We start from the raw sequence: 22,111 nt of genomic DNA on the forward strand, positions 1-22,111 counted from the left end.
AAACATTTTATCTTTCTATTGAATATTAGAATATTAATATTCAACTTTTTCTTACTTTACAAGATTTTATACAAAAAAGACCACCAAAAGGCAGTCCCTCAAAACTCAATCCCATCCCGCGCTCCACTACTTTCTCATACAAATAATTCGCAACGATAATATCTACTACAGCCAAACTAACTGATTTGAAAATAGTAATCTCTTCATCATTTTCGTGACCACCTTCTCCCCCTTATAATTTAACCAATTTCGGCGTGGAGATTACTAGTTTTATCAAAATTTGAAGATTACCTGTTTCTAGATCCTATTCAATTAAGCAATCCTACAAATGCCTCTTCTTCCTCATCTATAAAACCTACAAATATAATTCCTTCAATATCCTCATGATTAAATACAAATGTATAATCAGGATTAATGTATCCTTCTGGATAAAAACAGCCAATATAGTCATACATCACAAGTTCTTTAATCCTAAGTTTTTGTTTTCTTCCATAGTTATTTATGTGAATTCAGCTCGTTTTTTGTTTTGGGTGAAAAAAATTTTTAACTTGATGGCGATGTGGTGCTGCCACATGCCCATCAAGCTAAAATTTTATAGTACCCCAGAACGAAATTTTGTACTAACTTGTAACAAAAAAGCTCATTTTTTCGTTTTGGGGTATATGCTTTTCTTTTTTTGATATGGCGATGGGGTCACCATATCAAAAAAGAAAATTGTGCTATAGACATATTTTTCGACCACTTCCTGTTCGTTAAGGGACTCGTTATTTTTTTACAGTTTTTTATTATGAAATTCTAAATAACTAATTATAATAGGTGAAACAAACGATCAATAGCTGGGGTACGGAAAGGATTCGAATTTACATTCTTTCTCAATACATATTATGGATAAATAAAGTAAAATATGGGTTGGGGTTATGTCTCCTGTTGTGTTAATCCTAACAATAACTACGGGTACATAATATGCTTTCATACCTTTGACTAATTTTGTTATAGAAGGGATGGAGATTTAAATGGCTAAAATTGTTGGTATTGATAGATACCTTTGTACTGGGGCTTTAATCTATATGCGTGAGGGCCTTTCCCTAAGTCTTGTCAGGAAGTAAGGAACAGTAAGCAAACACTTATACAATATGAATAGAGGAGAGGAATGCCTTATGAAAATACGTAGTCAAATTACTTGTGCAAGTCTGGCCCTTTTAATAGCTGGAAGTTCCCTGTTATATACAACACCAACCTCAATTGTAAAAGCAGAGCCCACTCAAAATGTATCTAGTTCGTTACAAACAAATACTCAACGAGATCGTACTTCCGTCAAGCAAGCAATGCGGGATACATTGCAACTTGGATACCCGGGAATACTTGCTAAAACTTCTGAGGGTGGAAGAACGTGGGGTTATGCCGCTGGGATAGCGGATCTGAGAACCAAGAAACCAATGAAAACAGATTTTCGCTTTCGCATTGGCAGTGTGACGAAGACGTTCACCGCAACAGTTGTACTTCAATTAGCTGGAGAGAACCGCCTGAATCTAAACGACTCCATCGAAAAATGGTTGCCTGGTGTCATTCAAGGAAATGGATATGATGGTAACCAGATTACTATCCGGCAGATATTGAACCATACAAGTGGTATCGCTGAATACTCAAGGTCAAAAGACGCTGATTTTACGGATACAAAAAAATCGTATACGGATGAAGAGTTAGTGAAGATGGGGATTTCTTTGCCCCCAGACTTTGACCCAGGAAAGGGCTGGTCTTATTCAAACACAGGATACGTATTACTGGGTATTCTTATTGAAAAAGTAACCAGAAACAGCTATGCGGAAGAGATTGAAAATCGTATTATTGAACCACTTGAATTGTCGAATACATTCCTACCTGGCAATTCAAGCGTTATTCCAGGCACCAACCATGCCCGTGGATATGACCAACCAGACGGAGCAAGTGAGCTAAAAGACGTTACTTATTATAACCCAAGTGCAGGTAGCTCTGCTGGAGATATGATTTCTACTGCTGACGACTTAAACAAATTCTTCTCTTACTTGCTCGGTGGCAAATTACTGAAAGAACAGCAACTAAAACAAATGCTTACTACAGTTCCTACAGGAAAAGAAGGAATCGATGGATATGGTCTTGGAATCTATGAAACTAAGCTTCCAAGCGGTGTCTCGATATGGGGACACACAGGTGGCATTCTAGGGTTTACTACTCTTGTTGGAGGTAAACTTGGAGGCAAGCATACGTTGGTCGTCAATTGGAATAGTTTGGGTAGAACTGACAGTCCTAATCCTTTTAAAAATATTTTACTTGCTGAATTTAGCAAGTAGGAAAAAAGGAAAAATTCATCGTAGTTTTCATAGTTAAAAACATACTTTTCTGGTTCAAAAGCCCCAACTTATTTTTAAGAAAAATTTGGGGCTTTTTTTGTTTTGGTGGCGTTTATTCTTCTTAAGTTGATAGCGATGGGGACGGCCCCTCTAACCCTTTAACTGAAAGAAAACTTGTTTAATATTGCCTCAGTACCAAGTATGACCGTGTTAAGCTCATTCCCTCGGCTATCTTGTCCCCTTCTGAAATAGAGACTGCGTAAAAAATTCTTGCTGTTCACGCGAGCAATCACCTGACTGCGACTTCTCGGCAAATTGCAGCATTGCGCTAAGCCGCTAATCCAATTAGCGATTTCTTGATGTGGAAGTAACTCTTTGTCAATCATCGTATCCACGATGTTTACCAACCGCTCATCATCCTCATCGCTAAAAATGTGTCTACCATTATGAAGCATGCCAGAAATAGCGACAAGAACCTCACGCAGCATTGCGACGCTGCTCTCCTCGCACTGCACCAGCTCAACAAAAACATCCGCACCATGAGACGTGCTGTGAGCCCAGCCTCCTACTGAAAGGTAACCTCGCAGATCCTTCTCCTCTTTATAATAACGGAGCATCACATGCATTAATTGCTCAATTTCCGCTTGATTAAAAAATGGATTCTGTCTGTGGCGTTGCACAATCAAAGCGATAGGTAAGGCAGAGAACGTCCTTGTAAAAACTGACTGATCATCCTCGCTACCAATACCATAGAACAAATGGTTCTCATCAGTCAGAACAGTTAAGAGGCTTCGTAACTCCTCTTCACAGAATCTATTCTCTTCCTTAATCCACATATAAAACATCGAATAAATCAGGTTATCCCGTAATTCTGGCTGAGGATCTCCAATATATTGAAGTAACAAAGGTAAGAAATCTTGATGCTGCTCACCTTCGTGTAACTGATACTCATCCTTCTCAATTCTTTGTAAATCCAGCATCAATTTAATCCTTGTATCGCTCATTTCCCCATCTCCTTCAACATTAACATAATCTCCTCTATAACAACTTCGGGCTCATCATGATGAATATAATGTCCACTTCGACTAGCAATCCGGTACTTGCTTGACGTTGATAGCCATTGGAATTCTGCTTGGAGTTTTTGCTCAATTTTCAATATTTCTTGAGATGGCCATCCCTCTTCAACATTGTCAGGTAAACCTCTTGTAATAATTGCAAGAGGGAGGTTACTTTGATTTGAATGATCAACGATTTGCTTATAACTTTGTATTTTATCAATCTTCTCACTATTCAACATAGGATTCTCGTAATATTCCCTATTTCTTGCAAGCAGATTTTCGGGTAGAACCTTTTCATAGGCAAGTTCTTTATATTCCGGTGCAGCGTCAACCAAAACCATACCACAGATGTTCAGTGGATAAAGGCTGGCAGAGTCCCTATACTTTCATGGTTTCCAAATTTAGATGGTGCCGAACCACAAAATTAGCACTATTCTTTAATAAAAAATCCTACTCATTTTTTAATGAGTAGGATTTTTTATTAAAGAGCTATTTCGTATTAATTTGTGCCATCATTTAATATGCTATTTTTAAATGATTTCCAAATTTGATAACTTATTATATAAATTTCTAAATTCTATACAGCACTATCAATTAAACAATTATTAGATATATCTTCTATCTAAAACATCGTATTATCATTAGCTGTTTCACTTGGAATCTCTTGAATTACATCCCAGTGTTCGACAATCTTTCCATCCTTGATACGAAATATATCCACTATAGCAACTCCCTTATCTTGAGAATTAGTACGAGAGTGTACATGAAGAGCAACTGTATCCCCTTCAGCTACTACACGTTTAATCTCTGCAGAGGAATTAGGATTTTTAACAAAATCCTCCTTAAAGAAATCCATGAAGGCTTTTCGTCCATCAGCAACAAAAGGATTATGTTGCTTATAATCTTCGCTAACATATTTAGGGATAATATCGATATTATGTTTGTTAAAAACTTCATTATAGAAATCAACTACCATCTTTTTATTCTTGTCATTTTCTTTTACTTCTTTTGATACAGAAGCGACATTCTCGCTCTTGATTGATTTACCTTTGTTATTACCGGTGGAAGCTTGATATACCAAAGTCGAAACTACTCCTAAAATAAATATAGAAATAATTGTTATGATTAAACTTTTCTCTAATTTCATATATACCTACCTCTTCTACTTAAATAAGTTCTCTTCTATAAAAAGCTTGAAGAAGGAGAAACCTTCCCCGAAATGTAATGTCAGGGGTAATGTTAGGAATTTCATTTATCCTAACATTACCCTATACAACGCATATTAGAAACGATTAACTCTAACTTAATACCTCATTAACAGTTGCACTGTCCACAATTTGAATAAACTTCTTAACCTTATCGTTCTCATCAAACTCATAAAGATGACAAAAATCTGCTATAAATGATTTCCCTGTTGCTTTATATGTCCCACTATATTTCCCATAAACAATAACAGTATTATTATTAAATGTATAAATTTCATCCTTTGCACTATAGTTATCCCATTCTGTGCCAAGGCGTTCATGTACGTTTTTCACTACTTCATCTGGACCTATATAAGTCCCCGCATATGGAAACCCAGCAGCTTCTGTCCATGATACATTTTCACTTAAATACGTTTTGAAAGCATCCAATTTTCCTTCGCCAGTTAACACATACGTTTCATGTAATAGTTTTTGATATTTATTCATGGCATTAACCCCAAGGCATTTCTTTTGTTACAACTTTTGCACTTAATTCTAATACACCTTTATTTGCATAGCCTGGATATGCTGCTTCAAGTTTTGCCACAAAATCTTTTGAAGTTTTACTTTCCTCAGAAGCTTGAACCGCAGTTCTTAGATAATCCATTGTCGCAGTAAGTGATTGATTATTTAAGGATTTTTCAATTGATCCATGGCTAGGCACTATTATGTCAGCATGTAATGCTTGTAATACTTTCAAGTTCTCAATCCATGCCTCCATAGCCGCTTTTGAGCTAGTATCCGCTAAGAATACATGTATTTCGTTAAAGACATCAATACCACCAATTAATAATTTTAGTTCTTTATTAAATAGGCTAGTTCTGTAATGATCTAAGCCTACTAGTTCAAATGTTAACCCCTGAAAATCAATTGTTTTTTCTTTAAACACTTGAGGTAATACTACGTTACTTGGTGCATTTTCTCCAAGGGCGTCTTTCCAAACTTTTAATTTCCCTAAGACAGAATGAACGATATGTTCAACAGTAGGCTCTGTTGCATACGCTATAGCTTCTGGGTAAACGGCTTTAATGCTCTCTAATCCAAAGTAGTAGTCTGGATCCCCATGAATAATAAAGATTTTATCTAAAGATAAGTTGTTTTTTTTCAGATACTCAACAATTTCTTTCGAATCAGATTGAATAAATTTTGAGTTTATTAAAAATGCATGTCCTGCTTTCTCAACTAATGTTGCTGTGACCATAAAGCTTTTTTCGTCCGAACTAAACACCGTTAATTTCACATCTTTTTGATTTGTATCGATTGTTTTAAACATAGTATGTTATTCTCCTTTTGTTAAAGTTATTAACTAATTATCATATTTTTTATCTTGTTCCGATAAAATCTCCCACTCCCATTCATCTGAAAGTGTAATAGTACCGGCGAATATTCCGGAGATGAATGTCAGGTGCCCTAAGATAACATGTTTGCTACTATATCCTAAATTTTCTTAATATAAATTTTTAAAACGCGCTTCAATTTTATCCGGCGTCATTACGCCACCACCAATAGGAATAATTTGATTATCCTTTTGTAAAAGTAATGAAGGATAGCTATTAACACCAAGCTGTCGAACTTTATTGAAATCATTTTGGACATCTATTATTGTTTCTTGAGCGTTTAAACGTTCTAATACTTGTTCAGGGTTCAAACCATGCTCGATTGCAATTTTGCGATATGTTTCAGGATCACTCAGACTTTGGCCCTCATAATAAAACGCTTTTTGCATAGCCGAAGTGAATTCTAATAAACGGTCTGGCGCTAATGAGCGTAAAGCTGAAAAGCCAATTGCAGCATCTTTCGAATTCATTTTAAAAGTCCCTTCCTCCACCAATTTTTGATATGAAGGACCAAATTCAGCACCTGTAAGTTGATTAATTCTTTTATTTCCTTCTTCTATATATGAGAAGTTTTTCATTGGTAAATTATCTAAAAATAACCCTCCACATAAAACCGTTAATGGCACTTCAGTGTGGTTTTTGTAAAATCCTTTAATACTTTCTGAAAAACCATAGCACCATCCACAATATGCATCCCATACGTAAATAAGGTTATCTTGTTTCGTCTCCATTTAAATCTCCTACCTTTTTTTATTATCCAGCTCAACTAAATTTTTGGTTTATATAAGTAAATCTTTTTATACCTTGTTCTTTTTTAGATACCTTACTATATTTCCCCAAAACTAATATTTCCAAAGAAAGATCCACCAAGGTTTTTAACAAAAGATAACGTTGCACCTTATTGCCCCGTAACAGAAAATACTAAAGCTTGGAATATGCATTGATTTAAATGTGTTAGTAACTTTCTACACCGGGTGGCAACGTATGGACCACCATCCTTAATTAAATATACAAATCATATTTTTAGCAGATATTAGTTGTAACTAAATTGATTACATCTTTATGTAACTATTTTAGTTACAACAGATATAGAAGTCAATTCTTTTTTTCGAAAACATTAAATTTCTACATTATAACGAAATTTTGTGTTAACTTGTAACAAAAAAAGAGGAGCCATCTCCTCTTCATAAATAAACACTATTTAATTTGCTCCTTATACTCATTGTTAACAACTACATACCATTTTCCTTTGTCAAATTTTTCTTTATTAATCACGTAAACTTTACTTTCTCTCATTACCTCCCCTGGTTTTAATCCCTTAGTAATAGTAGAGGTCTCGCCTTTTTCAACCGCATAACTACTAGCTGCCAACACATCACTTTGGTAAGCATTATCATTTTCATCCACTAAATCCACTGATGGTAAAACGGCTAATTTCATCGGTTCGTTTGTGATATTTTTCCCTTCTGCTTCTACAACAATAAAGACATGTCCATCTTCAGGTTTTTGGAATCCTATACTTTCTTTACCAACCTTATCTCTTTCTACAACTCTTTTTACAGTTACATCAAATTTAGGCGTATGAAAATCCTTGTTTACAGCATACTCTTTTTCTTTTACTTTTGATTTCTCTTTTGTTTGTTCTGTATTTTTCTGCTTTGTATTCTCTTTCGTTTTCGCCTCATCAGTTGTTTGCACTTTCTTTTCCTCTTGTTTAGAATTAGTTTCTTTAGATTCTGAAGAAGTTTTGTCGGATGTATTGCCACAACCAGATAAATTGAATACTAAAGCGCCACCTAAAATACATGTAGTAAATTTTTTCAACATCTCTTTTTATCCCCCAATAACACGATATGTAAATTTCTTACTTATCATAGCAAAAAATATGATCTTAAATTGTTGCATCTTGTCGAATGATTAAGAATAATCAAGTTACTCCACGTCCTCTTTTATTATAAAGATAAATATAACGTCTATAAAACCTGCTATAATAGGTTTTTACACCCTTAGCATACAATTTTTCACTTTCGGTAATGTGACCCCTATTTGAAGGGTAATTGAAATATTAAGACCAACTGATAGAGGTGTTTTTGTGGAATTATTTGAGTATTATAAAAAAAGAGGGAAGTTGAAGTGTTTAATTGGAACTGGGCTTTTTCTTTATGGATTAATTGGTATGTATAATACTTGGGGTAATATTAATTGGGGACCAGTAATCTTAATTATTATAGCTTCTCTTGTATTTTTTAGTATTGGATTTTGGCAATTAAGAAAAGGAAATTTACTAGAAAAAAATATAGTTAAAAATGATTTAACATTTTGGGATATTGATACTTATGTTTTGTTAGAATTACTCGGCAATAATAAACATTTAGGTTTATATACTCCTGATGGAAGATATGTAGCAGGAACAAAGATGATTTCTTCAACATTACCTATTTTAAAAAATAAAGAAGTTTTTGGATTGGAAGCAAGTGATGGAGAAATTCTTGCATATTTTCAAAGTGGAGTTGAAAATTATGATTGGGCTATTTATGATTCGAATTATAATTGTGTAGGTATGTTTAAAGAAAATATGATACAAGGATTTGGAATGGTACGTGGTTCTTTGATGAATGAAAAAGAGATAAAAATTTCTGAGATAGAAGTGGAATTTGATTTTTTCGAAACGTCTTTTCATACAATGGATGATCGTATATTAATAAACTGCAGGAGGGGATATATGCCTTTAGAATGGAGTAAAAGATTTGGCTTAAATGTACCGATTATTAAATTAGGTAATAATATTTCTAATGCTGAAAAAATATTTGGTTTAGGTATTCTTCTTTATATTTTAGAAACAATTAAAGTAAGAAAAAGTAGGATTTTTAATGATTAGAATTAAATATTTATATTATGAAATTTATTGAATCTTTTATTAGGGATTACATCGCTGAAAGTAAAATATTGTATACTTCGGAATTACTTTACGTTCACTTCTTGAAATTGATGAGCATTTGTTATGCCAGAACCAACTGGAAATGGAAACGGCAAGCGAGTATACTCCGCTTGCCGTTTTTTCATAGCTTCGTATGTATTTGAATTCCTTTCGCTTTCTCTTCTTCACCCTTCACAAGTACAATTAAATCATATGATCCGGATTTTGGCGCTTCAAAAGAAAGCAAACCTTCTTTTTGAGAAGTGACTTCTTCTTCATAAATGACCTTATCATCTTTTGTGACTTGCAATAAAATCGTACCTTCTTCAACTGCTGCCTCATAAGGAATTTCCACATTTCCTTTTTCAGCTTTAAGCGTTTGTAAATCGTAATACCCCTGCAAAGAAAAAAAGCACCAGGTCCCCCCTAGTGCTCTCCCCCTAAAACAAATGACAAGCCACCTCATGCCCTTTCGCAATCTCTACCATCTTCGGTACTTCCTGCGCGCATTTTTCAGTGGCGAATTTGCAGCGCGTTCTGAATTTGCAGCCGGACGGTGAGTTTAGTGGGCTCGGTACTTCTCCCTCTAGGATGATCCGTTCTTTGCCAGTGTTTGTTGGATCTGGTTCTGGCATAGATGAGAGTAGTGCTTGTGTGTATGGATGTGCCGGTTTTGTGTATAGGTCTTCACTGTCGGCAATTTCTACTATGTTTCCTAAGTACATGACTCCGATTCGGTCTGATATGTGTCTTACCATGGATAAGTCATGTGCGATGAATAAGTATGTGACTCCTGTTTCTTCTTGGATGTCTTGCAGCATGTTTACGACTTGCGCTTGGACGGAGACATCTAGTGCTGAGATTGGTTCGTCACATAGGATGAAATCTGGTTTTACAGATAGTGCGCGCGCGATGCTGATGCGCTGTCTTTGTCCTCCGCTAAATTCGTGCGGATAGCGATATAAGTGTTCTTCTTTTAAACCTACCTTTTTTAGAAGATCTAATATGATTTCTTTTTGTTCTTCTTTTTCGTAAGAGCCGTGAATGTTCATTGGTTCGCTAATAATTTGGAATACATTCATTGCCGGGTTTAATGATGCGTATGGATCTTGGAAAATGATTTGCATTCGTTTTCTATATTCTTTTAGTTCACTTTCCTTTAAACTTGCGATGTCTGTTCCGTCGAATAAAACGTTACCTGAAGTGACATCGTGTAAACGAATGATGCTTCTTCCTGTCGTTGATTTTCCGCAGCCCGATTCTCCTACTAACCCGAATGTTTCACCCTTTTTAATAGTAAAGCTTAAGTCATCGACTGCTTTTAATTGTTCCGTTTTTCTGCCGAATAGTCCCTTTTTAATAGGAAAGTATTTTTTTAAGTTCCGAACTTCAATTAAGTTGTCTTCATGCATGTGATTCACCTACTGTCTTATCGTTTAACCAGCACATGGAACGTCTTTCGTTTCCGATTTCAAAATATGGTGGACGTTCTTTTTCACAAATGTCCATCGCATGCGGGCAACGCTCTGCGAATGGGCAACCTTGTGGTGGGTTTAATAAGTTTGGTGTTACACCTTGAATAGGAGCGAGTCTTTCTTTTACGCCGTTCGCTATTTTTGGCAGAGAGTTTAATAGGCCTTTCGTATATGGATGATTCGGCGATTGGAAAATATCAAGTACAGGTCCTTCTTCCATAATAAGCCCGCCGTACATAACGATGACACGCGTACAGTTTTGCGCGACAATTCCTAAGTCATGCGTAATAAGAAGTAACGCCATATTCGTTTCGTTCTTTAAGTTTTTCATTAAATCTAGTATTTGTACTTGTATCGTTACATCAAGCGCTGTCGTCGGTTCATCCGCAATGAGAAGGTCTGGGTTACAAGACATCGCCATTGCGATCATAACTCGCTGCTTCATACCGCCGCTTAGTTCATGCGGATATTGTTTTACCCTTTCTTCTGGTGAAGAAAGACCGACTTGTTTTAACAAGTTGACTGCGATTTTCTCTGCTTCTTTCTTTTTCACTTTTTGATGCCGTATAATTACTTCCGTCATTTGCTTTCCAATTTTCACGACCGGATTTAGCGCAGACATTGGATCTTGGGAGATAAGTGAAATTTGATTTCCTCTAATAGAGCGTAATTCTTTCTCGGATTTAGAAAGGATATTTTCATTATGAAAAAGGATCTCCCCTTCCTTCACTTTCCCTGGTGATGTAACGAGAGACATAACAGACTTCGCCATCACACTCTTTCCGCTTCCAGACTCCCCAACGATACCAACTACTTCTCCTTTATTTAAACGAAATGTAACGCCGCGAACTGCTTCTACTTCTCCGCTTTCTATGAAAAAAGAAGTCTTTAAATTATTCACTTCTAATAGTTTTTCAGACACGCTTCTCACTCCTTTCACTTAACATTTTAGTTTTCATTTCCAGCTCCTTTTGGCGCGAAAGCTTTCTTCAATACTTCACCAATTACGTTAAAACTAAGTACCGTTAAAAGGATAAGGAATCCTGGGAAGAGCGTTAAATACCAAGCTTCACCAATATATCCTTGCGCATTGTTTAGCATACTGCCCCAAGAAGAATCTGGTTCTCTAATACCTAAACCTAAGAAACTAAGTGATGATTCCATTAAAATCGATGTCGCAATTGTTAATGTCGCGGCGATAATAATGGTTGATAAAATGTTAGGAATGATATGTCTTACAATAATCATAAGTGATTTTTGTCCTGATACTTTTGCATATAAAACGTACTCACGCTCTTTTACGGATAACGTTTCTGCCCTTACAATACGAGCGGTGTCCATCCATGTTAGTAATCCAATAATAAGAACTAATGTCGTAATTCCTGGTTTTAAATAAGCATTTAATAGTAACATTAAGAAGAATGATGGAATTGACATAAGTACTTCCACAATTCGCATTAAGAAGTTGTCTAACTTTCCGCCAAAATATCCACTAATTGTTCCGACTGCGGTTCCGATTGTAATAGATACAACCATTGCAAGAAAACCGACCGCAAGCGAAACGCGTCCGCCATATAATGCCCTCGTTAAGTAATCCCTTCCGTAATCATCCGTGCCGAAAGGATGACTCATACTCGGTTCTTGTAAACGATCTGGAATCGACATTTTGCTAGGATCGTATGGCGATACGAATGCAAAAATGGATGCGATCGTTAAAACCGCAAGTATAATAACTCCCATTAGTACAAACTTATTTTTCGTAAAACTACTTTTTATCGTTTGAAATCTCCTATTATTCATTCCAAATCACCCCCTCATTCGAATGCGCGGATCTACTACGCCATATAAAATATCAGCAATTAAGTTACCGAGAATTAACATGAATGATGATAATAATGTAATTGCCATGATAATCGGATAATCAAATCTAAAAATAGCATTTACCCCGAGCGAACCAAGTCCCGGCCATGAGAATACTGTTTCCGTAATAAACGCCCCGCCTACTAAACTTGGAATAGATAATCCGAAAATTGTAATGATCGGTATTAATACGTTTCGAAGTACGTGATTAAATAAAACGGTCTTCTTTGAAGCACCGTACGCATATTGAATTTGTACGTAGTCTTCTTCTAATTGCTGGATTGTACTGGAGCGAATATATCTCATATAAACAGAGACGTTTTGGAACGCAAGCACCATACAAGGTAAAATGCCGTGCTGCACAATATCCAAGAAGGAATCTTGACCGACTGTACGCATACCCATACTCGGAAGAAAATTCAACTTTAAAGAGAATAAGTAGATTAATAATAACGCGAACCAAAAGACTGGCATTGAGATTCCCACATAAGAGATAAAGTTCACAATGCGATCAAAGATAGAATTCTTTTTCACACCTGTAAGTAGTCCAAGCGGGATTGCGATTACAAATGAGACGAGTAAAGACGATCCCATTAAGCCGATTGTCGCAGGTAACCTTTCTACAATAAGATCTAGAACAGGACGATGGTTTTGAAGTGAATAACCAAAGTTCCCTGTTAAAATATTTTTTAACCATAAAATATACTGCATATAAATTGGTTGATCTAGCCCTAAACTTGTGCGAATACGCTCAACATCAATTGGACTCATATTCGGCGTGACAAAGTTTCGAACAGGATCGCCCGGTGCTAGTTTTATTAATAGAAAAGAAATAATAGAAATAACAAATAAAAGCGGAATTGCATTTAAAAGCCTCTTCCCAATTACTTTATACACAAACTTCCCCCCTCAAGGTAAAGTGAAACTTTCATTAGCCTACATCAATTAGGCTTTAACTTGATAAAGAAGCTGATTTCCACCAGCTTCTTTACAGTTTCTTATTTCACTTCATAAATCTTAGATAAATCTTCAAACATTGTAACTGGAATTGCTTTTGCTTCTTTCAATCCATCAAACTTTTTATCTACTGCAATAACTGCTTTCGGATATGCGATTGGTAGATAAGGTAAGTCTTCTCTAGCTGTCTCTTGAATTTTATGGTATAGTTCTGCTCGTTTCGTTTTATCTGTTTCAACTGCAGCTTCTTCCCATAACTTATCGAAATCAGCGTTTTTATAACGTGCATAATTGTATTCAGCATTACTTAAGAATAAGCTCTTATATGAATCTGGCTCAGGCCCCATTATGTAACCACCAAATGTAATATCATATTCTTTATTCTCTTTATCTAAGCTTTTATCACTTGCTGCACTAGCATCTAATGCATTCAGTTCAACTTCTAAGCCAACTTCTTGTAATTTTTGTTGCGTATAAAGCGCTAAGCTTTCCATAATTTTATTATTCGTTACATACATAACGCGTACTTTTTCTTTATCTTTCACGCCAGCTTTCGCTAATAAATCTTTCGCTTCTTTCTTATCATACTTATACTCTTTAATGTCTTTTGCATAATACATAGCGTCTGGCGTTAAGATTGAATTTGCTGGTTCTGCAAATTGACTCGAAACGAATGCAGAGTTAATCATTTCTTTCTTATCTAACGCATACGCGATTGCTTGGCGCACTTCTTTTTTCTTCATTAGATCTGTATTTTGGTTATAAGATAAGTAGAATAATCTACCTTCAGGGAATGTCACCATTGAGAAGTTCCCAGTGCTATCTAATTTCTTAAAGTCTTGCGGCTCAATCATCTTCATGTTGATTTGACCATTTTGCAGTGAAACATTTGCTGTATTACGGTCTTTTACAACGCGGTATACGATAGAGTCTAATTTCGCTTTACCGCCGACATAATCATCGAATCGATCTAATGCAACGTACTCATCTGATTTATACTCTTTAAACTTAAATGGACCTGATCCTACAGGCTGTAAGTTTTTCTTACTCTTCGCTAAATCTGCTTCCCCTTCAAATACATGTTTCGGAATTGGGAAGAAATCATTCATCACACCTTCAAAAGATGCACTTACTTGTGGTAATACGAATTGAGTCGTTAGCTCATCCACTTTTTTCACCTCAAGCGGCTTTCCTTTAAAAATAAAGTTTTCACGGCTTGAACTATTTTGCTTCTCATCTAAAATAGATTGGAATGTAAATGCAATATCGTCTGATGTAATCTTCTTACCGTCATGCCATTTCAAATTATCCTTTAGTTTTAAAGTCCATGTTAATTGATCCTCTGAAGGCGTAAAGCTCTCAGCAAGAACAAATTTTTTCTTACCGTCTTCCATATGATACAGCGGTGCATATAAAGCTTGCTGCACAGTTAACGACACACGATCATTCGCATAAAGCGGATTCATCGTATCCGGGTTATCGCTAACACCAATCGTTAACGCTCCTCCATCTTTCGGAGTCCCTGATTTACTAGTTCCTGCTTGCTTCGAATCTTTTTCCCCTGAACAAGCAGCTAATGCAATAAATAATAGTAGGACAAATGGTAATACAAACAACTTCTTCTTCATATTTCGACCCCTCTCGACTATTTACACCTATAAGAAAACTCGGAATTAATACCGAGTTTTCTTATAGGTTTTAAATTACCACTACCCGTATGTATTGTCAAACTTTTTCGCAAATGTAGAAAGTTTGAAATCTATTCATGCATTCTTGCCATAAAATATATGTATAAGGATAATAAAATAAAAAAACCACGAATAGATTACCTCACAAAATGAGTTAAAAAACTATCAACTTACAGAAAATCCCTCTAAAATGATTGTTATATATGATCGAAAATGTAGAATGAAATTAAAGAAAAAAAACATATTTAGGAGGTTATCATGACATTTGATGAATTGAAAAAAAACAAACCAACAACCGCATGGGTTGAGTATGATGAAGACGGGGAATTTTTCACTGAAGAAAATATAAGTGCAACAAATACGGCTCTTGACACTTACATTAACAATTTACAGCAATTAGGTGAGAATCCAACCGAAGCTGAAGTAATGCAAGTTGTTAAAGAGGTAGTTATGAAATTAAATGAACTAAATATCGAACATGACCATTTTATCGAAACAATGGAAAGAGAAGATCTCTATGAATTTATCGATGCAGCTGCACGAATAGCTGGCTTAGAATCTGAGGAAGATATAACAGAAGAATGGCGGGAATGGTAAAAAGCTGCATTTACTCCTCCATAAAAATTTGTCCCTTATTCTCCAATTGGAAAATAAGGGACAAACAAAGACAATCTACTCAGCTCCCTTAAGGTTTTAATAGTTTAATATTTGATTTTCAAGTTTGCCTTCACAAATTCCTGTTAACACTGATAATAAGAAAAACAGGCCGTAAAACGGGCGATCAATTTGATCATATAGGTCATACGCTTCGCCAAGTGGAACATCCGAATCATGTGGTTGTTCACCCTGTAACAATTACTAACAGCGCGTAGAAAACATTTGGGTAAATAAGAAGCAAATCAATGATTAAAAGATTGTAACCCCTACTATAAGAAATACTATTATTACTAAAGGAAGAATGATAATCATAAAGGATATTATTATTGTTAATAATGCTTTCCATGCTGAAAATTGGTGTGCTTCTCCTAAACATTTTAAAGAAATAATGATTGTCCAAATTCCAATAACTATATCAATTATGGCAAAAATAAGAAACAAAATCGTTAAAGTTATGCTACTCTCCATTTTCGGTGTCTCACTCGTAAAGTTTTCTATCCCAAACAAGAAAAATGAAGGCAGCCAAACTAATATAAGAGAGTAAACGTAAGGGATATAAGAATAGGCAACTGCGTAACGTGTTTTTTCAAATGTACCTTGTCCACCAAGTTTTTTTGCCACCCAATTAAATAACGCTGGTAGCAAAAAATAATAAATTAAGAAAGCAACGAAGGTACCGAATATAACCATTGAGATTATTGAAACTGGACTACTTATTGAATCCCCCACATTTTTAGAAGATGCTCGATCTAAAGTCTGTACGAATGAGCCTAATAAAATGAGTAAAAACACATTCTTAGGTTTGGATATAAAAATTTCTTTCATTGTATCACGTGGTTTTGTCCAAATGGAGAACCAAGGATTAAGTGCACGTTTAAATTGATTTTCTGGAGTTTCCATATAAAAAACATTCCCCTTTCTTAAAACATATCAAATATAAATCCCTAATTATCCCAGTTATGTACATATAAATATTAAAGCATAAATAGTCGATTATTTAAATGTAAATATTCAATCATTTAATTTCATCTGAAACTTAGGGGGAGTGCTCCTTAACAATTCCCTCCATATTGCCTTGCATTTTTAACTATGGGCTGAGTAGTTACTTTCATTTTTGAGTACCTCGCATTCTTTAATACACGGGATAAACAGTTATAATCTTATCATTAATAAGAACAAACCTAATTTCCATTCCTTCAGATGTTTTACTAGAATATAATCTTCCACTTATACATCTTTTATTGCTATAAGTCTCGTGAATGGCTTCCATAAGAAGAATGCGATTATATACTTGAAATGCAACAAATCCTCTTTAAAAGCCTATACGTACTTTCCCTCCATCTTCTATATGCTTCCGTAAATAATAATACTTATGGAGTTCTATAATCATATAAAACAAACCAAACGAAAACACTGTGCATGCACACATAAATACAATTGCCCCCATCTGTTGTGTTGCGATGCTAAGAATTATATTAGCGATTAACTGCCCCAATCCCGCTGCAATAGCTGCTACTTTTACACCACCAGTTCCTTTCGACGACTTTGATTTTTTTCTTGGTTCCTGAAGTTTTTCAATATGATTTTTATAAAAATAATACAAAGCAACACCATACAAACCAAATGAAAGAATAAAATAGATAGGAGTTTGTAATTGCAACACTTCATAGGCAAATTTTTGCGTTATAACCAATAATCCGACTGAACATATGGTGCCATATACTCCTCGAAATAGAGTGTATTGTAATTGTCGTTTCCGAGGATTGATAGCAATCCATATCGCCCACAAATTTAAAAAAATAACTGGAGGAGTTACTATATATACATAGAGTAATTGAAAAGGATTCGCGAATGCAGGCAAAAGAACAAACACGTCTGCCCCCAAAAGGACAAGACCAATTACGTGGAATCTTATTTCATTTACAGGATAAAGAGCCATATAATGTGCAAAAGCTTTCTTATTAAAATCTATACTTTTTTTCATGTTAATTAAACCACCCCGCTACTGTTGACCATGCCTTTTTTATTTCCTCTTTAATACTATCATCTTCACCATCACCATCTAAATCAACATCCCATTTTACACCTTTTGTGAAATATTATTCCCTTCTCGAAAAGAAGATCAACCCATTAATAAGATCTAGACTTATCAAAAATCTCAAAACCCTGGAGACTTTGCCGGTATCGAATCTATTAGGACTCACACCATGCGCAAAACCTTCGGCTATTGGTTCTATGAACAAAAGACATTGCAATGTTGCAAGAAATCTTGAATCATAGCACACCACAGATTTTCACTTAAATATATTGGTATCACTAAATAAGAAAAAAGTAATATCTTAGTTACATTTCAAATTTTCAAAATAAAAAGGGCATATCCCTTTCGGAATTGCCCTTTACCTTAAGAGTATATGTCAGCTTATTATTTATTTCTTTTCACAAAATGATGAATCCCTTCAAAGATTACTTCTTTTAGAGCTTCTGCATAATCCGAATAACCTTGTTTCCCTGCAATTATTTCCAATAATCCCCTTACATTCCCATCAAGTATTATAGTAACTCCTGGCGTTAGTTCACCAGTTTCTTCATTCTTAAATGTTTCTTTTATCATAATTAATTTATTTTCTTCAATGACCTAATCCTCTCTAACTAAATAGCTTTTATTCTTATCTTCCCAGTATCTATATTCATAGGGTACTTGTTCATCAAATCGCTGTAAATAACCTCTCCAGTTATTCGGAATATATTCTTCAAAAGATATTGATTCCGGATAATTAGAATAAAAAATTAAACGCTCAAAATCTATTAGGAAACATGGATTATAATCATAATAGGCTTCTTCTCTATTAGTTCTTAGTTCCCTTAAAAATTCTAACCTAATATCTTCTGTAAATCTTTTATATTTTTCTATTCTTTCTAAAAAGTTAGCTATTGTAGTCTCATTTAAAATACTAATGCCTTTTCTTTCTTCTGGATATTCACTAGGAGAATACCCAGCTTGATTATAATCTAAACACCATAAATCCGATTCATTTATATACCAATTGAGCTTATTTTTATATTTTACACCCACTATAATATTTTCGGCGTATAAAGGCTTAATCATTTAACTCGTTCTCCTCTCTTACTTAATAAGTTTAGCATTTCGTCCATATTCTACCAACCACCGACTAGTGGGGTCAGGTAATTCGTATGCAATACCTTCAAATCCATATTTATCAAAAGTACCCTTGTCAACAATCTTAGGAGCTGTTCTACCTTAGTTAAGTGGATTAGTTTTATAATCCTTCTGAATAAAAACAGCCTATGTAGTCATACAGGTTCTTCAACCATAAGTAGTTGTTTTCTTCCGTAAATTACAACCTTTTTTGTCCCTCCTTTTAACAGAACAATAGAGCCATTTGGTAAAAACTTTTCTTTAAAAAATTGCATAATTCCCTATCCTTGCTTTATCTAAATGTAATTCTATATTCATGATGTTGCTTCTCCCTTTTCTTTTCCGCATTCTTTACTGACTATAGGAGAACCACGATTATATACTTAAAATTCAATACAGACTCTTTAAATGGTTTCATGTGTTCTACCCCCATCTTCTATATGCTTCCCTAAATAATAATACCTATGGAATTCCATAATGAAATGAAACAACATAAACGAAAGCATGGAATATACACACATTAATACAATTGCTACCATCTTTTGTGTTGCAAAACCAAGACTGATATTAGCAACGAGTTGACCCAATCCTATAAACGCCACTACTCCGAAACCAGAGTTTTTTTTCGATGATTTTGATTTTTTGATTGGTTTCTGAAGTTTTTTAATATGATTTTTATAATAATAATTCAAAGCAAAAATATACAAACCAACTGAAAAAACAAAATAGATTGGAGTTTGTAATCCTAACATTCCATATGCAAACTTTTGGGTTATAACTAATAATCCTACTGAACATACGATGCCAAATACCCCACGAAATAGAGTGTATTGTAATTGCCGCTTCCTAGGATTTATAACAATCCATATTGCCCATACATTTAAAAAAGCAATTGGTGGAACTATTATGTACATATATATCGGTTGAACAGGATTCGCAAAAGCAGGCAAAAGCACAAATATATCTGCTATCCCAATCACAAGAGTAATTATAGTCGATCTTATACCACTTACAGCGTAAAGAGCCATATAATATTCAAAAGCTTTCTTATTAAAATCTATACTTTTTTTCATGTTAATTAAACCACCCCGCTACTGTTCCAATCAGTAAAAGTTTCATAACTATTCATTCTCTCCCCCCTAAATTTATCCATAATATTATGAGCAACTATATTCCATAGTAAAGAAAGTACGGTAACAAAAAGTACAGCTAAACAAAAATAAATCCTATCCTTCCATGTATCATGTACAATCATGCCCAGTATAATCATTATTAACGCACCAACACATATAACTATTTTTGAAAATTTTTGCATTCTATTATCTCGATTCCTTCCCAAACTTAAATGAAACCCCTGCGGAATCTATAACCATACCCACCTATTATAATCTTACCTTTGACACTTATATCATAATTACCTAATACAGGTATATAATCAGGTATCTTAATTTTAGTAATTTCCGCTTCATATGTTTGCAATACTATCAACGTTTCAAATGTCCTTTATACATTCCTTATTTAACCCCCAAGTATTAAAATATGAATATTATAAAAATTAACTATCTACTTCCCATCAAAATTATGGTAACCCTATTAAGCCTGGGGTTACTCCTTCTACCTTTGCCCATTCAAACGAGCACTCAACTAACATTTGATTCTTACACTTAATTTTTAATAAACCTTCTTCTTCTATCGTATTTATTTCAAAATAATCAATTATATTTTCTGTCCCTAAACCTTTTATTGTTAAATTATGAATAGTAAAGAAAGATATCTCTACATAAATTACATCCCACTTATTCCATCGCTTTGGCTTGTTTTCAACATTTTCCTTTGTCATCAATTGAATAACTAAAGTCGGACCATCTCTTTTAAGACGCACATCTAATAACTCTGATTCTTCCAACTTTGGTATTTTCCCAAAAATACTAATTAACGCTTGTGGATTTAAAAATTTAAATTGATCAATCATTTTTATACTCCCTATTTATTATTTCTCTTCTCAAAATAATAATGATCCTCCATACCATCTACCTGTCCTGTTCGTGTATTGTATTCAGGTCTTACATTATGATGCGGTGGATGATCTCCACCTTCTCCAAACTTATGACCCTCTGAATGATCTTGATTGACCTTTTACTTCATATGTAAATTCTCGAGTCATAATAGGCTGTTTATTATCATTTAATATCCTTTTACCATTACTATCTGTTAATGGTACCATTTTTTTACTAATCGGGTGTTGAAATCTAGGTATATTTAATTGTCTTTTAATTTCTTTTAAACTAGCCCCCCTAGATTCATGAGAATTTTCCCCCTCAATCTTCTTAACTTTGAGATAATATTAAAAAGACTTATGCGTAATACACATAAGTCTTACCTTTGTTACTCATAATTAATTATTATTTGTCTTCGCATTCACATAAGCTAGAAAACATTTCTTAAAATGATGAACCAATAATGCACCACTCTAAAAAAGAGAATTGATATCTATTAAATATAATAATCAGAATTTCCTTCCATTTTCATTAAAAATTCTTCTAAAGAATCCGCTATTTTCTCATCTTCAGAGTAAATAGGACATTGACCTAATTCATTTTCCTGCTTAAATTTAATTGTTAAAAAGCTAATCTCTGATACTTCAAAAAATACTAGTGATTCTTCATCATCGACATCGTCCAAATTAGGATTATATTCATAAATATCTTGTCTTAAACGAAAATCTACAACAGAAAATTGGTCCATGAATCTGTTAATAAGAGTCTTATTAGTCTTTAAAAATCCATAGCCAATTTCCTCATAGAAACGTTTTAGTTCTTTGGGGAATTGCATTTTCAACAAATCTTCTGCTTCTGCTATCTCTTCTTTTGGTAAAGGATAAAAAATAGGTGTTTGATTAGATTTAACACTCTTGTCTGCCACAACATATTCTTTCAAAAAGTTAAACATAATTTTTACTACCTCCTTACTAAAGAAGAGTTGGTTTCAATGCTTCCTCAAGCATTGTATTGAAATCATTATATGTTTCCATTACTGTACCAGATGGTTTATCAAGTTCTAAGTAAGTACCTTCGGATATGTTTTTACAAAACCATGCTATATCTGAATCTCCAAGGAAAAGGTACTCTTGTTGCCACTCATTCTCATACCAAATCTTATTATTTTCTAAAAGTCCATAAACTGTTTCATCTCTTTCTGTTTCTAGTAAAGAAGGGTCAACTCCATAAATTATCAGACCATCAAATTCGAAGCCATTTACAGTTCTAAGAAATTCCTCATACTCATTAGGTAAATCAATATTAAAGCTTTCTTTAACACGTTCTCTTAATCTTTGAACTTCAGTATCTTTTGCTGGTTTATTCAGTTTGAGGTTAAAACTTTTCATTGTTTTTTCAACTTCTAAAAGCGTATCTTTCCACATATAAAAACCTTCT

The 22,111-nt window shown here is 34.3% G+C and carries 23 protein-coding genes and 7 pseudogenes; 4 read left to right on the plus strand and 26 right to left on the minus strand.

Going from position 1 to position 22,111, the window contains the following annotated elements; translation table 11 throughout:
- Positions 1-40: 40 nt before the first annotated feature.
- Positions 41-232, minus strand: a pseudogene (locus DN392_RS31145) (hypothetical protein); the annotation flags it as partial.
- Positions 233-308: 76 nt separating this feature from the next.
- Positions 309-494, minus strand: a pseudogene (locus DN392_RS07655) (DUF4176 domain-containing protein); the annotation flags it as partial.
- Positions 495-1,157: 663 nt separating this feature from the next.
- Between DN392_RS07655 and DN392_RS07660 the strand changes: the two are divergent.
- Positions 1,158-2,327, plus strand: a complete 1,170-nt coding sequence (locus tag DN392_RS07660) for a serine hydrolase domain-containing protein (protein WP_088321243.1) — start codon at positions 1,158-1,160, stop codon at positions 2,325-2,327.
- A 158-nt stretch (positions 2,328-2,485) separates the two neighbouring features.
- Here the strand turns inward: DN392_RS07660 and DN392_RS07665 are convergent, their stop codons facing one another.
- The 7 genes and pseudogenes from DN392_RS07665 to DN392_RS07695 form a co-directional block, all read right to left on the minus strand.
- On the minus strand, positions 2,486-3,331 hold the full coding sequence (locus DN392_RS07665) for a DUF2785 domain-containing protein (RefSeq protein WP_001285738.1): 846 nt from the start codon (positions 3,329-3,331) through the stop codon (positions 2,486-2,488).
- Positions 3,328-3,756, minus strand: a pseudogene (locus DN392_RS07670) (alpha/beta fold hydrolase); the annotation flags it as partial. The gene DN392_RS07665 and the pseudogene DN392_RS07670, both read right to left, overlap by 4 nt.
- A gap of 251 nt (positions 3,757-4,007) precedes the next feature.
- The gene (locus DN392_RS07675) at positions 4,008-4,532 is read right to left on the minus strand and encodes a nuclear transport factor 2 family protein (RefSeq protein WP_071743479.1); all 525 of its coding nucleotides are present in this window, start codon (positions 4,530-4,532) and stop codon (positions 4,008-4,010) included.
- A 151-nt stretch (positions 4,533-4,683) separates the two neighbouring features.
- Positions 4,684-5,076 carry a nuclear transport factor 2 family protein gene (locus DN392_RS07680; RefSeq protein ID WP_003192952.1) on the minus strand — a complete coding sequence of 131 codons (393 nt, stop codon included), beginning with the start codon at positions 5,074-5,076 and terminating at the stop codon, positions 4,684-4,686.
- Between the two features lie 4 nt (positions 5,077-5,080).
- Entirely contained in the window at positions 5,081-5,902 is an 822-nt protein-coding gene (locus tag DN392_RS07685) for an MBL fold metallo-hydrolase (RefSeq protein ID WP_071743478.1), read from the minus strand.
- Between the two features lie 174 nt (positions 5,903-6,076).
- Complete coding sequence (locus DN392_RS07690) at positions 6,077-6,697, minus strand: DsbA family protein (RefSeq protein ID WP_000448626.1); 621 nt, start codon at positions 6,695-6,697, stop codon at positions 6,077-6,079.
- Between the two features lie 466 nt (positions 6,698-7,163).
- The gene (locus DN392_RS07695) at positions 7,164-7,793 is read right to left on the minus strand and encodes a hypothetical protein (RefSeq protein WP_000913409.1); all 630 of its coding nucleotides are present in this window, start codon (positions 7,791-7,793) and stop codon (positions 7,164-7,166) included.
- Positions 7,794-8,058: 265 nt separating this feature from the next.
- On the opposite strand from DN392_RS07695, the gene DN392_RS07700 reads away from it, so the two are divergent.
- Entirely contained in the window at positions 8,059-8,844 is a 786-nt protein-coding gene (locus tag DN392_RS07700) for an ABC transporter ATP-binding protein (RefSeq protein WP_088321241.1), read from the plus strand.
- A gap of 181 nt (positions 8,845-9,025) precedes the next feature.
- On the opposite strand, the pseudogene DN392_RS07705 reads toward DN392_RS07700, so the two are convergent.
- The 6 genes and pseudogenes from DN392_RS07705 to DN392_RS07730 form a co-directional block, all read right to left on the minus strand.
- A pseudogene (locus DN392_RS07705) lies at positions 9,026-9,289 on the minus strand (BA_1872 family lipoprotein); the annotation flags it as partial.
- A gap of 34 nt (positions 9,290-9,323) precedes the next feature.
- The gene (locus DN392_RS07710) at positions 9,324-10,295 is read right to left on the minus strand and encodes an ABC transporter ATP-binding protein (protein WP_064449533.1); all 972 of its coding nucleotides are present in this window, start codon (positions 10,293-10,295) and stop codon (positions 9,324-9,326) included.
- Positions 10,288-11,280 (minus strand): ABC transporter ATP-binding protein, encoded by a 993-nt coding sequence (locus tag DN392_RS07715; protein WP_088321238.1) that lies wholly within the window; start codon positions 11,278-11,280, stop codon positions 10,288-10,290. Before DN392_RS07715 ends, DN392_RS07710 begins: the two co-directional genes overlap by 8 nt.
- Positions 11,281-11,306: 26 nt before the next feature.
- Positions 11,307-12,158, minus strand: a complete 852-nt coding sequence (locus tag DN392_RS07720; RefSeq protein WP_001065305.1) for an ABC transporter permease — start codon at positions 12,156-12,158, stop codon at positions 11,307-11,309.
- A gap of 6 nt (positions 12,159-12,164) precedes the next feature.
- On the minus strand, positions 12,165-13,115 hold the full coding sequence (locus DN392_RS07725; RefSeq protein ID WP_088321237.1) for an ABC transporter permease: 951 nt from the start codon (positions 13,113-13,115) through the stop codon (positions 12,165-12,167).
- A 101-nt stretch (positions 13,116-13,216) separates the two neighbouring features.
- Positions 13,217-14,803 (minus strand): ABC transporter substrate-binding protein, encoded by a 1,587-nt coding sequence (locus tag DN392_RS07730; RefSeq protein ID WP_000727698.1) that lies wholly within the window; start codon positions 14,801-14,803, stop codon positions 13,217-13,219.
- Positions 14,804-15,121: 318 nt separating this feature from the next.
- Here DN392_RS07730 and DN392_RS07735 point away from each other — a divergent pair, with 318 nt between their 5' ends.
- Complete coding sequence (locus tag DN392_RS07735; RefSeq protein WP_000141760.1) at positions 15,122-15,460, plus strand: hypothetical protein; 339 nt, start codon at positions 15,122-15,124, stop codon at positions 15,458-15,460.
- 96 nt (positions 15,461-15,556) lie between these two features.
- On the opposite strand, the gene DN392_RS30295 is transcribed toward DN392_RS07735, so the two are convergent.
- From DN392_RS30295 to DN392_RS07750, 3 genes are all read right to left on the minus strand, one after another.
- Positions 15,557-15,718: a hypothetical protein gene (locus DN392_RS30295; protein WP_003304587.1), complete on the minus strand. Its 162-nt coding sequence runs from the start codon at positions 15,716-15,718 to the stop codon at positions 15,557-15,559.
- A gap of 51 nt (positions 15,719-15,769) precedes the next feature.
- Complete coding sequence (locus DN392_RS07740; RefSeq protein WP_000449732.1) at positions 15,770-16,420, minus strand: Yip1 family protein; 651 nt, start codon at positions 16,418-16,420, stop codon at positions 15,770-15,772.
- 412 nt (positions 16,421-16,832) lie between these two features.
- Complete coding sequence (locus DN392_RS07750) at positions 16,833-17,504, minus strand: hypothetical protein (RefSeq protein WP_088321236.1); 672 nt, start codon at positions 17,502-17,504, stop codon at positions 16,833-16,835.
- Between the two features lie 115 nt (positions 17,505-17,619).
- Between DN392_RS07750 and DN392_RS30695 the strand changes: the two are divergent.
- Positions 17,620-17,844, plus strand: a pseudogene (locus tag DN392_RS30695) (tyrosine-type recombinase/integrase); the annotation flags it as partial.
- Between the two features lie 98 nt (positions 17,845-17,942).
- On the opposite strand, the gene DN392_RS07755 reads toward DN392_RS30695, so the two are convergent.
- From DN392_RS07755 to DN392_RS07795, 8 genes and pseudogenes are all read right to left on the minus strand, one after another.
- Positions 17,943-18,152 carry a hypothetical protein gene (locus tag DN392_RS07755; protein ID WP_043308071.1) on the minus strand — a complete coding sequence of 70 codons (210 nt, stop codon included), beginning with the start codon at positions 18,150-18,152 and terminating at the stop codon, positions 17,943-17,945.
- Positions 18,153-18,155: 3 nt separating this feature from the next.
- Positions 18,156-18,626, minus strand: a complete 471-nt coding sequence (locus DN392_RS07760) for a hypothetical protein (RefSeq protein WP_000595042.1) — start codon at positions 18,624-18,626, stop codon at positions 18,156-18,158.
- A 178-nt stretch (positions 18,627-18,804) separates the two neighbouring features.
- Positions 18,805-18,952 (minus strand): annotated as a pseudogene (locus tag DN392_RS07765) (DUF4176 domain-containing protein); the annotation flags it as partial.
- Between the two features lie 129 nt (positions 18,953-19,081).
- Positions 19,082-19,750 (minus strand): hypothetical protein, encoded by a 669-nt coding sequence (locus tag DN392_RS07770; RefSeq protein ID WP_149238004.1) that lies wholly within the window; start codon positions 19,748-19,750, stop codon positions 19,082-19,084.
- Between the two features lie 506 nt (positions 19,751-20,256).
- Positions 20,257-20,649, minus strand: coding sequence for an immunity 50 family protein (locus DN392_RS07780; protein WP_000566923.1), 393 nt, complete (start codon positions 20,647-20,649; stop codon positions 20,257-20,259).
- 11 nt (positions 20,650-20,660) lie between these two features.
- Positions 20,661-20,747, minus strand: a pseudogene (locus DN392_RS30700) (HNH/endonuclease VII fold putative polymorphic toxin); the annotation flags it as partial.
- A gap of 423 nt (positions 20,748-21,170) precedes the next feature.
- Positions 21,171-21,626, minus strand: coding sequence for an SMI1/KNR4 family protein (locus DN392_RS07790; RefSeq protein WP_000481673.1), 456 nt, complete (start codon positions 21,624-21,626; stop codon positions 21,171-21,173).
- 19 nt (positions 21,627-21,645) lie between these two features.
- The gene (locus tag DN392_RS07795) at positions 21,646-22,098 is read right to left on the minus strand and encodes a YrhA family protein (protein WP_000265347.1); all 453 of its coding nucleotides are present in this window, start codon (positions 22,096-22,098) and stop codon (positions 21,646-21,648) included.
- Positions 22,099-22,111 lie beyond the last annotated feature (13 nt).

It is taken from the genome of Bacillus sp. BB51/4 (assembly GCF_008368845.1).
Taxonomy (GTDB): domain Bacteria; phylum Bacillota; class Bacilli; order Bacillales; family Bacillaceae_G; genus Bacillus_A; species Bacillus_A wiedmannii.

What these genes read in the sequence shown, in the direction of transcription:
- DN392_RS07660 (WP_088321243.1), top strand. Translation starts at nt 1,158, where the DNA reads ATGAAAATACGTAGTCAAATTACTTGTGCAAGTCTGGCCCTTTTAATA.
- DN392_RS07665 (WP_001285738.1), bottom strand. Translation starts at nt 3,331, where the DNA reads ATGAGCGATACAAGGATTAAATTGATGCTGGATTTACAAAGAATTGAG.
- DN392_RS07675 (WP_071743479.1), bottom strand. Translation starts at nt 4,532, where the DNA reads ATGAAATTAGAGAAAAGTTTAATCATAACAATTATTTCTATATTTATT.
- DN392_RS07680 (WP_003192952.1), bottom strand. Translation starts at nt 5,076, where the DNA reads ATGAATAAATATCAAAAACTATTACATGAAACGTATGTGTTAACTGGC.
- DN392_RS07685 (WP_071743478.1), bottom strand. Translation starts at nt 5,902, where the DNA reads ATGTTTAAAACAATCGATACAAATCAAAAAGATGTGAAATTAACGGTG.
- DN392_RS07690 (WP_000448626.1), bottom strand. Translation starts at nt 6,697, where the DNA reads ATGGAGACGAAACAAGATAACCTTATTTACGTATGGGATGCATATTGT.
- DN392_RS07695 (WP_000913409.1), bottom strand. Translation starts at nt 7,793, where the DNA reads ATGTTGAAAAAATTTACTACATGTATTTTAGGTGGCGCTTTAGTATTC.
- DN392_RS07710 (WP_064449533.1), bottom strand. Translation starts at nt 10,295, where the DNA reads ATGCATGAAGACAACTTAATTGAAGTTCGGAACTTAAAAAAATACTTT.
- DN392_RS07720 (WP_001065305.1), bottom strand. Translation starts at nt 12,158, where the DNA reads ATGAATAATAGGAGATTTCAAACGATAAAAAGTAGTTTTACGAAAAAT.
- DN392_RS07730 (WP_000727698.1), bottom strand. Translation starts at nt 14,803, where the DNA reads ATGAAGAAGAAGTTGTTTGTATTACCATTTGTCCTACTATTATTTATT.
- DN392_RS07735 (WP_000141760.1), top strand. Translation starts at nt 15,122, where the DNA reads ATGACATTTGATGAATTGAAAAAAAACAAACCAACAACCGCATGGGTT.
- DN392_RS07740 (WP_000449732.1), bottom strand. Translation starts at nt 16,420, where the DNA reads ATGGAAACTCCAGAAAATCAATTTAAACGTGCACTTAATCCTTGGTTC.
- DN392_RS07750 (WP_088321236.1), bottom strand. Translation starts at nt 17,504, where the DNA reads ATGAAAAAAAGTATAGATTTTAATAAGAAAGCTTTTGCACATTATATG.
- DN392_RS07760 (WP_000595042.1), bottom strand. Translation starts at nt 18,626, where the DNA reads ATGATTAAGCCTTTATACGCCGAAAATATTATAGTGGGTGTAAAATAT.
- DN392_RS07770 (WP_149238004.1), bottom strand. Translation starts at nt 19,750, where the DNA reads ATGAAAAAAAGTATAGATTTTAATAAGAAAGCTTTTGAATATTATATG.
- DN392_RS07780 (WP_000566923.1), bottom strand. Translation starts at nt 20,649, where the DNA reads ATGATTGATCAATTTAAATTTTTAAATCCACAAGCGTTAATTAGTATT.
- DN392_RS07790 (WP_000481673.1), bottom strand. Translation starts at nt 21,626, where the DNA reads ATGTTTAACTTTTTGAAAGAATATGTTGTGGCAGACAAGAGTGTTAAA.
- DN392_RS07795 (WP_000265347.1), bottom strand. Translation starts at nt 22,098, where the DNA reads ATGTGGAAAGATACGCTTTTAGAAGTTGAAAAAACAATGAAAAGTTTT.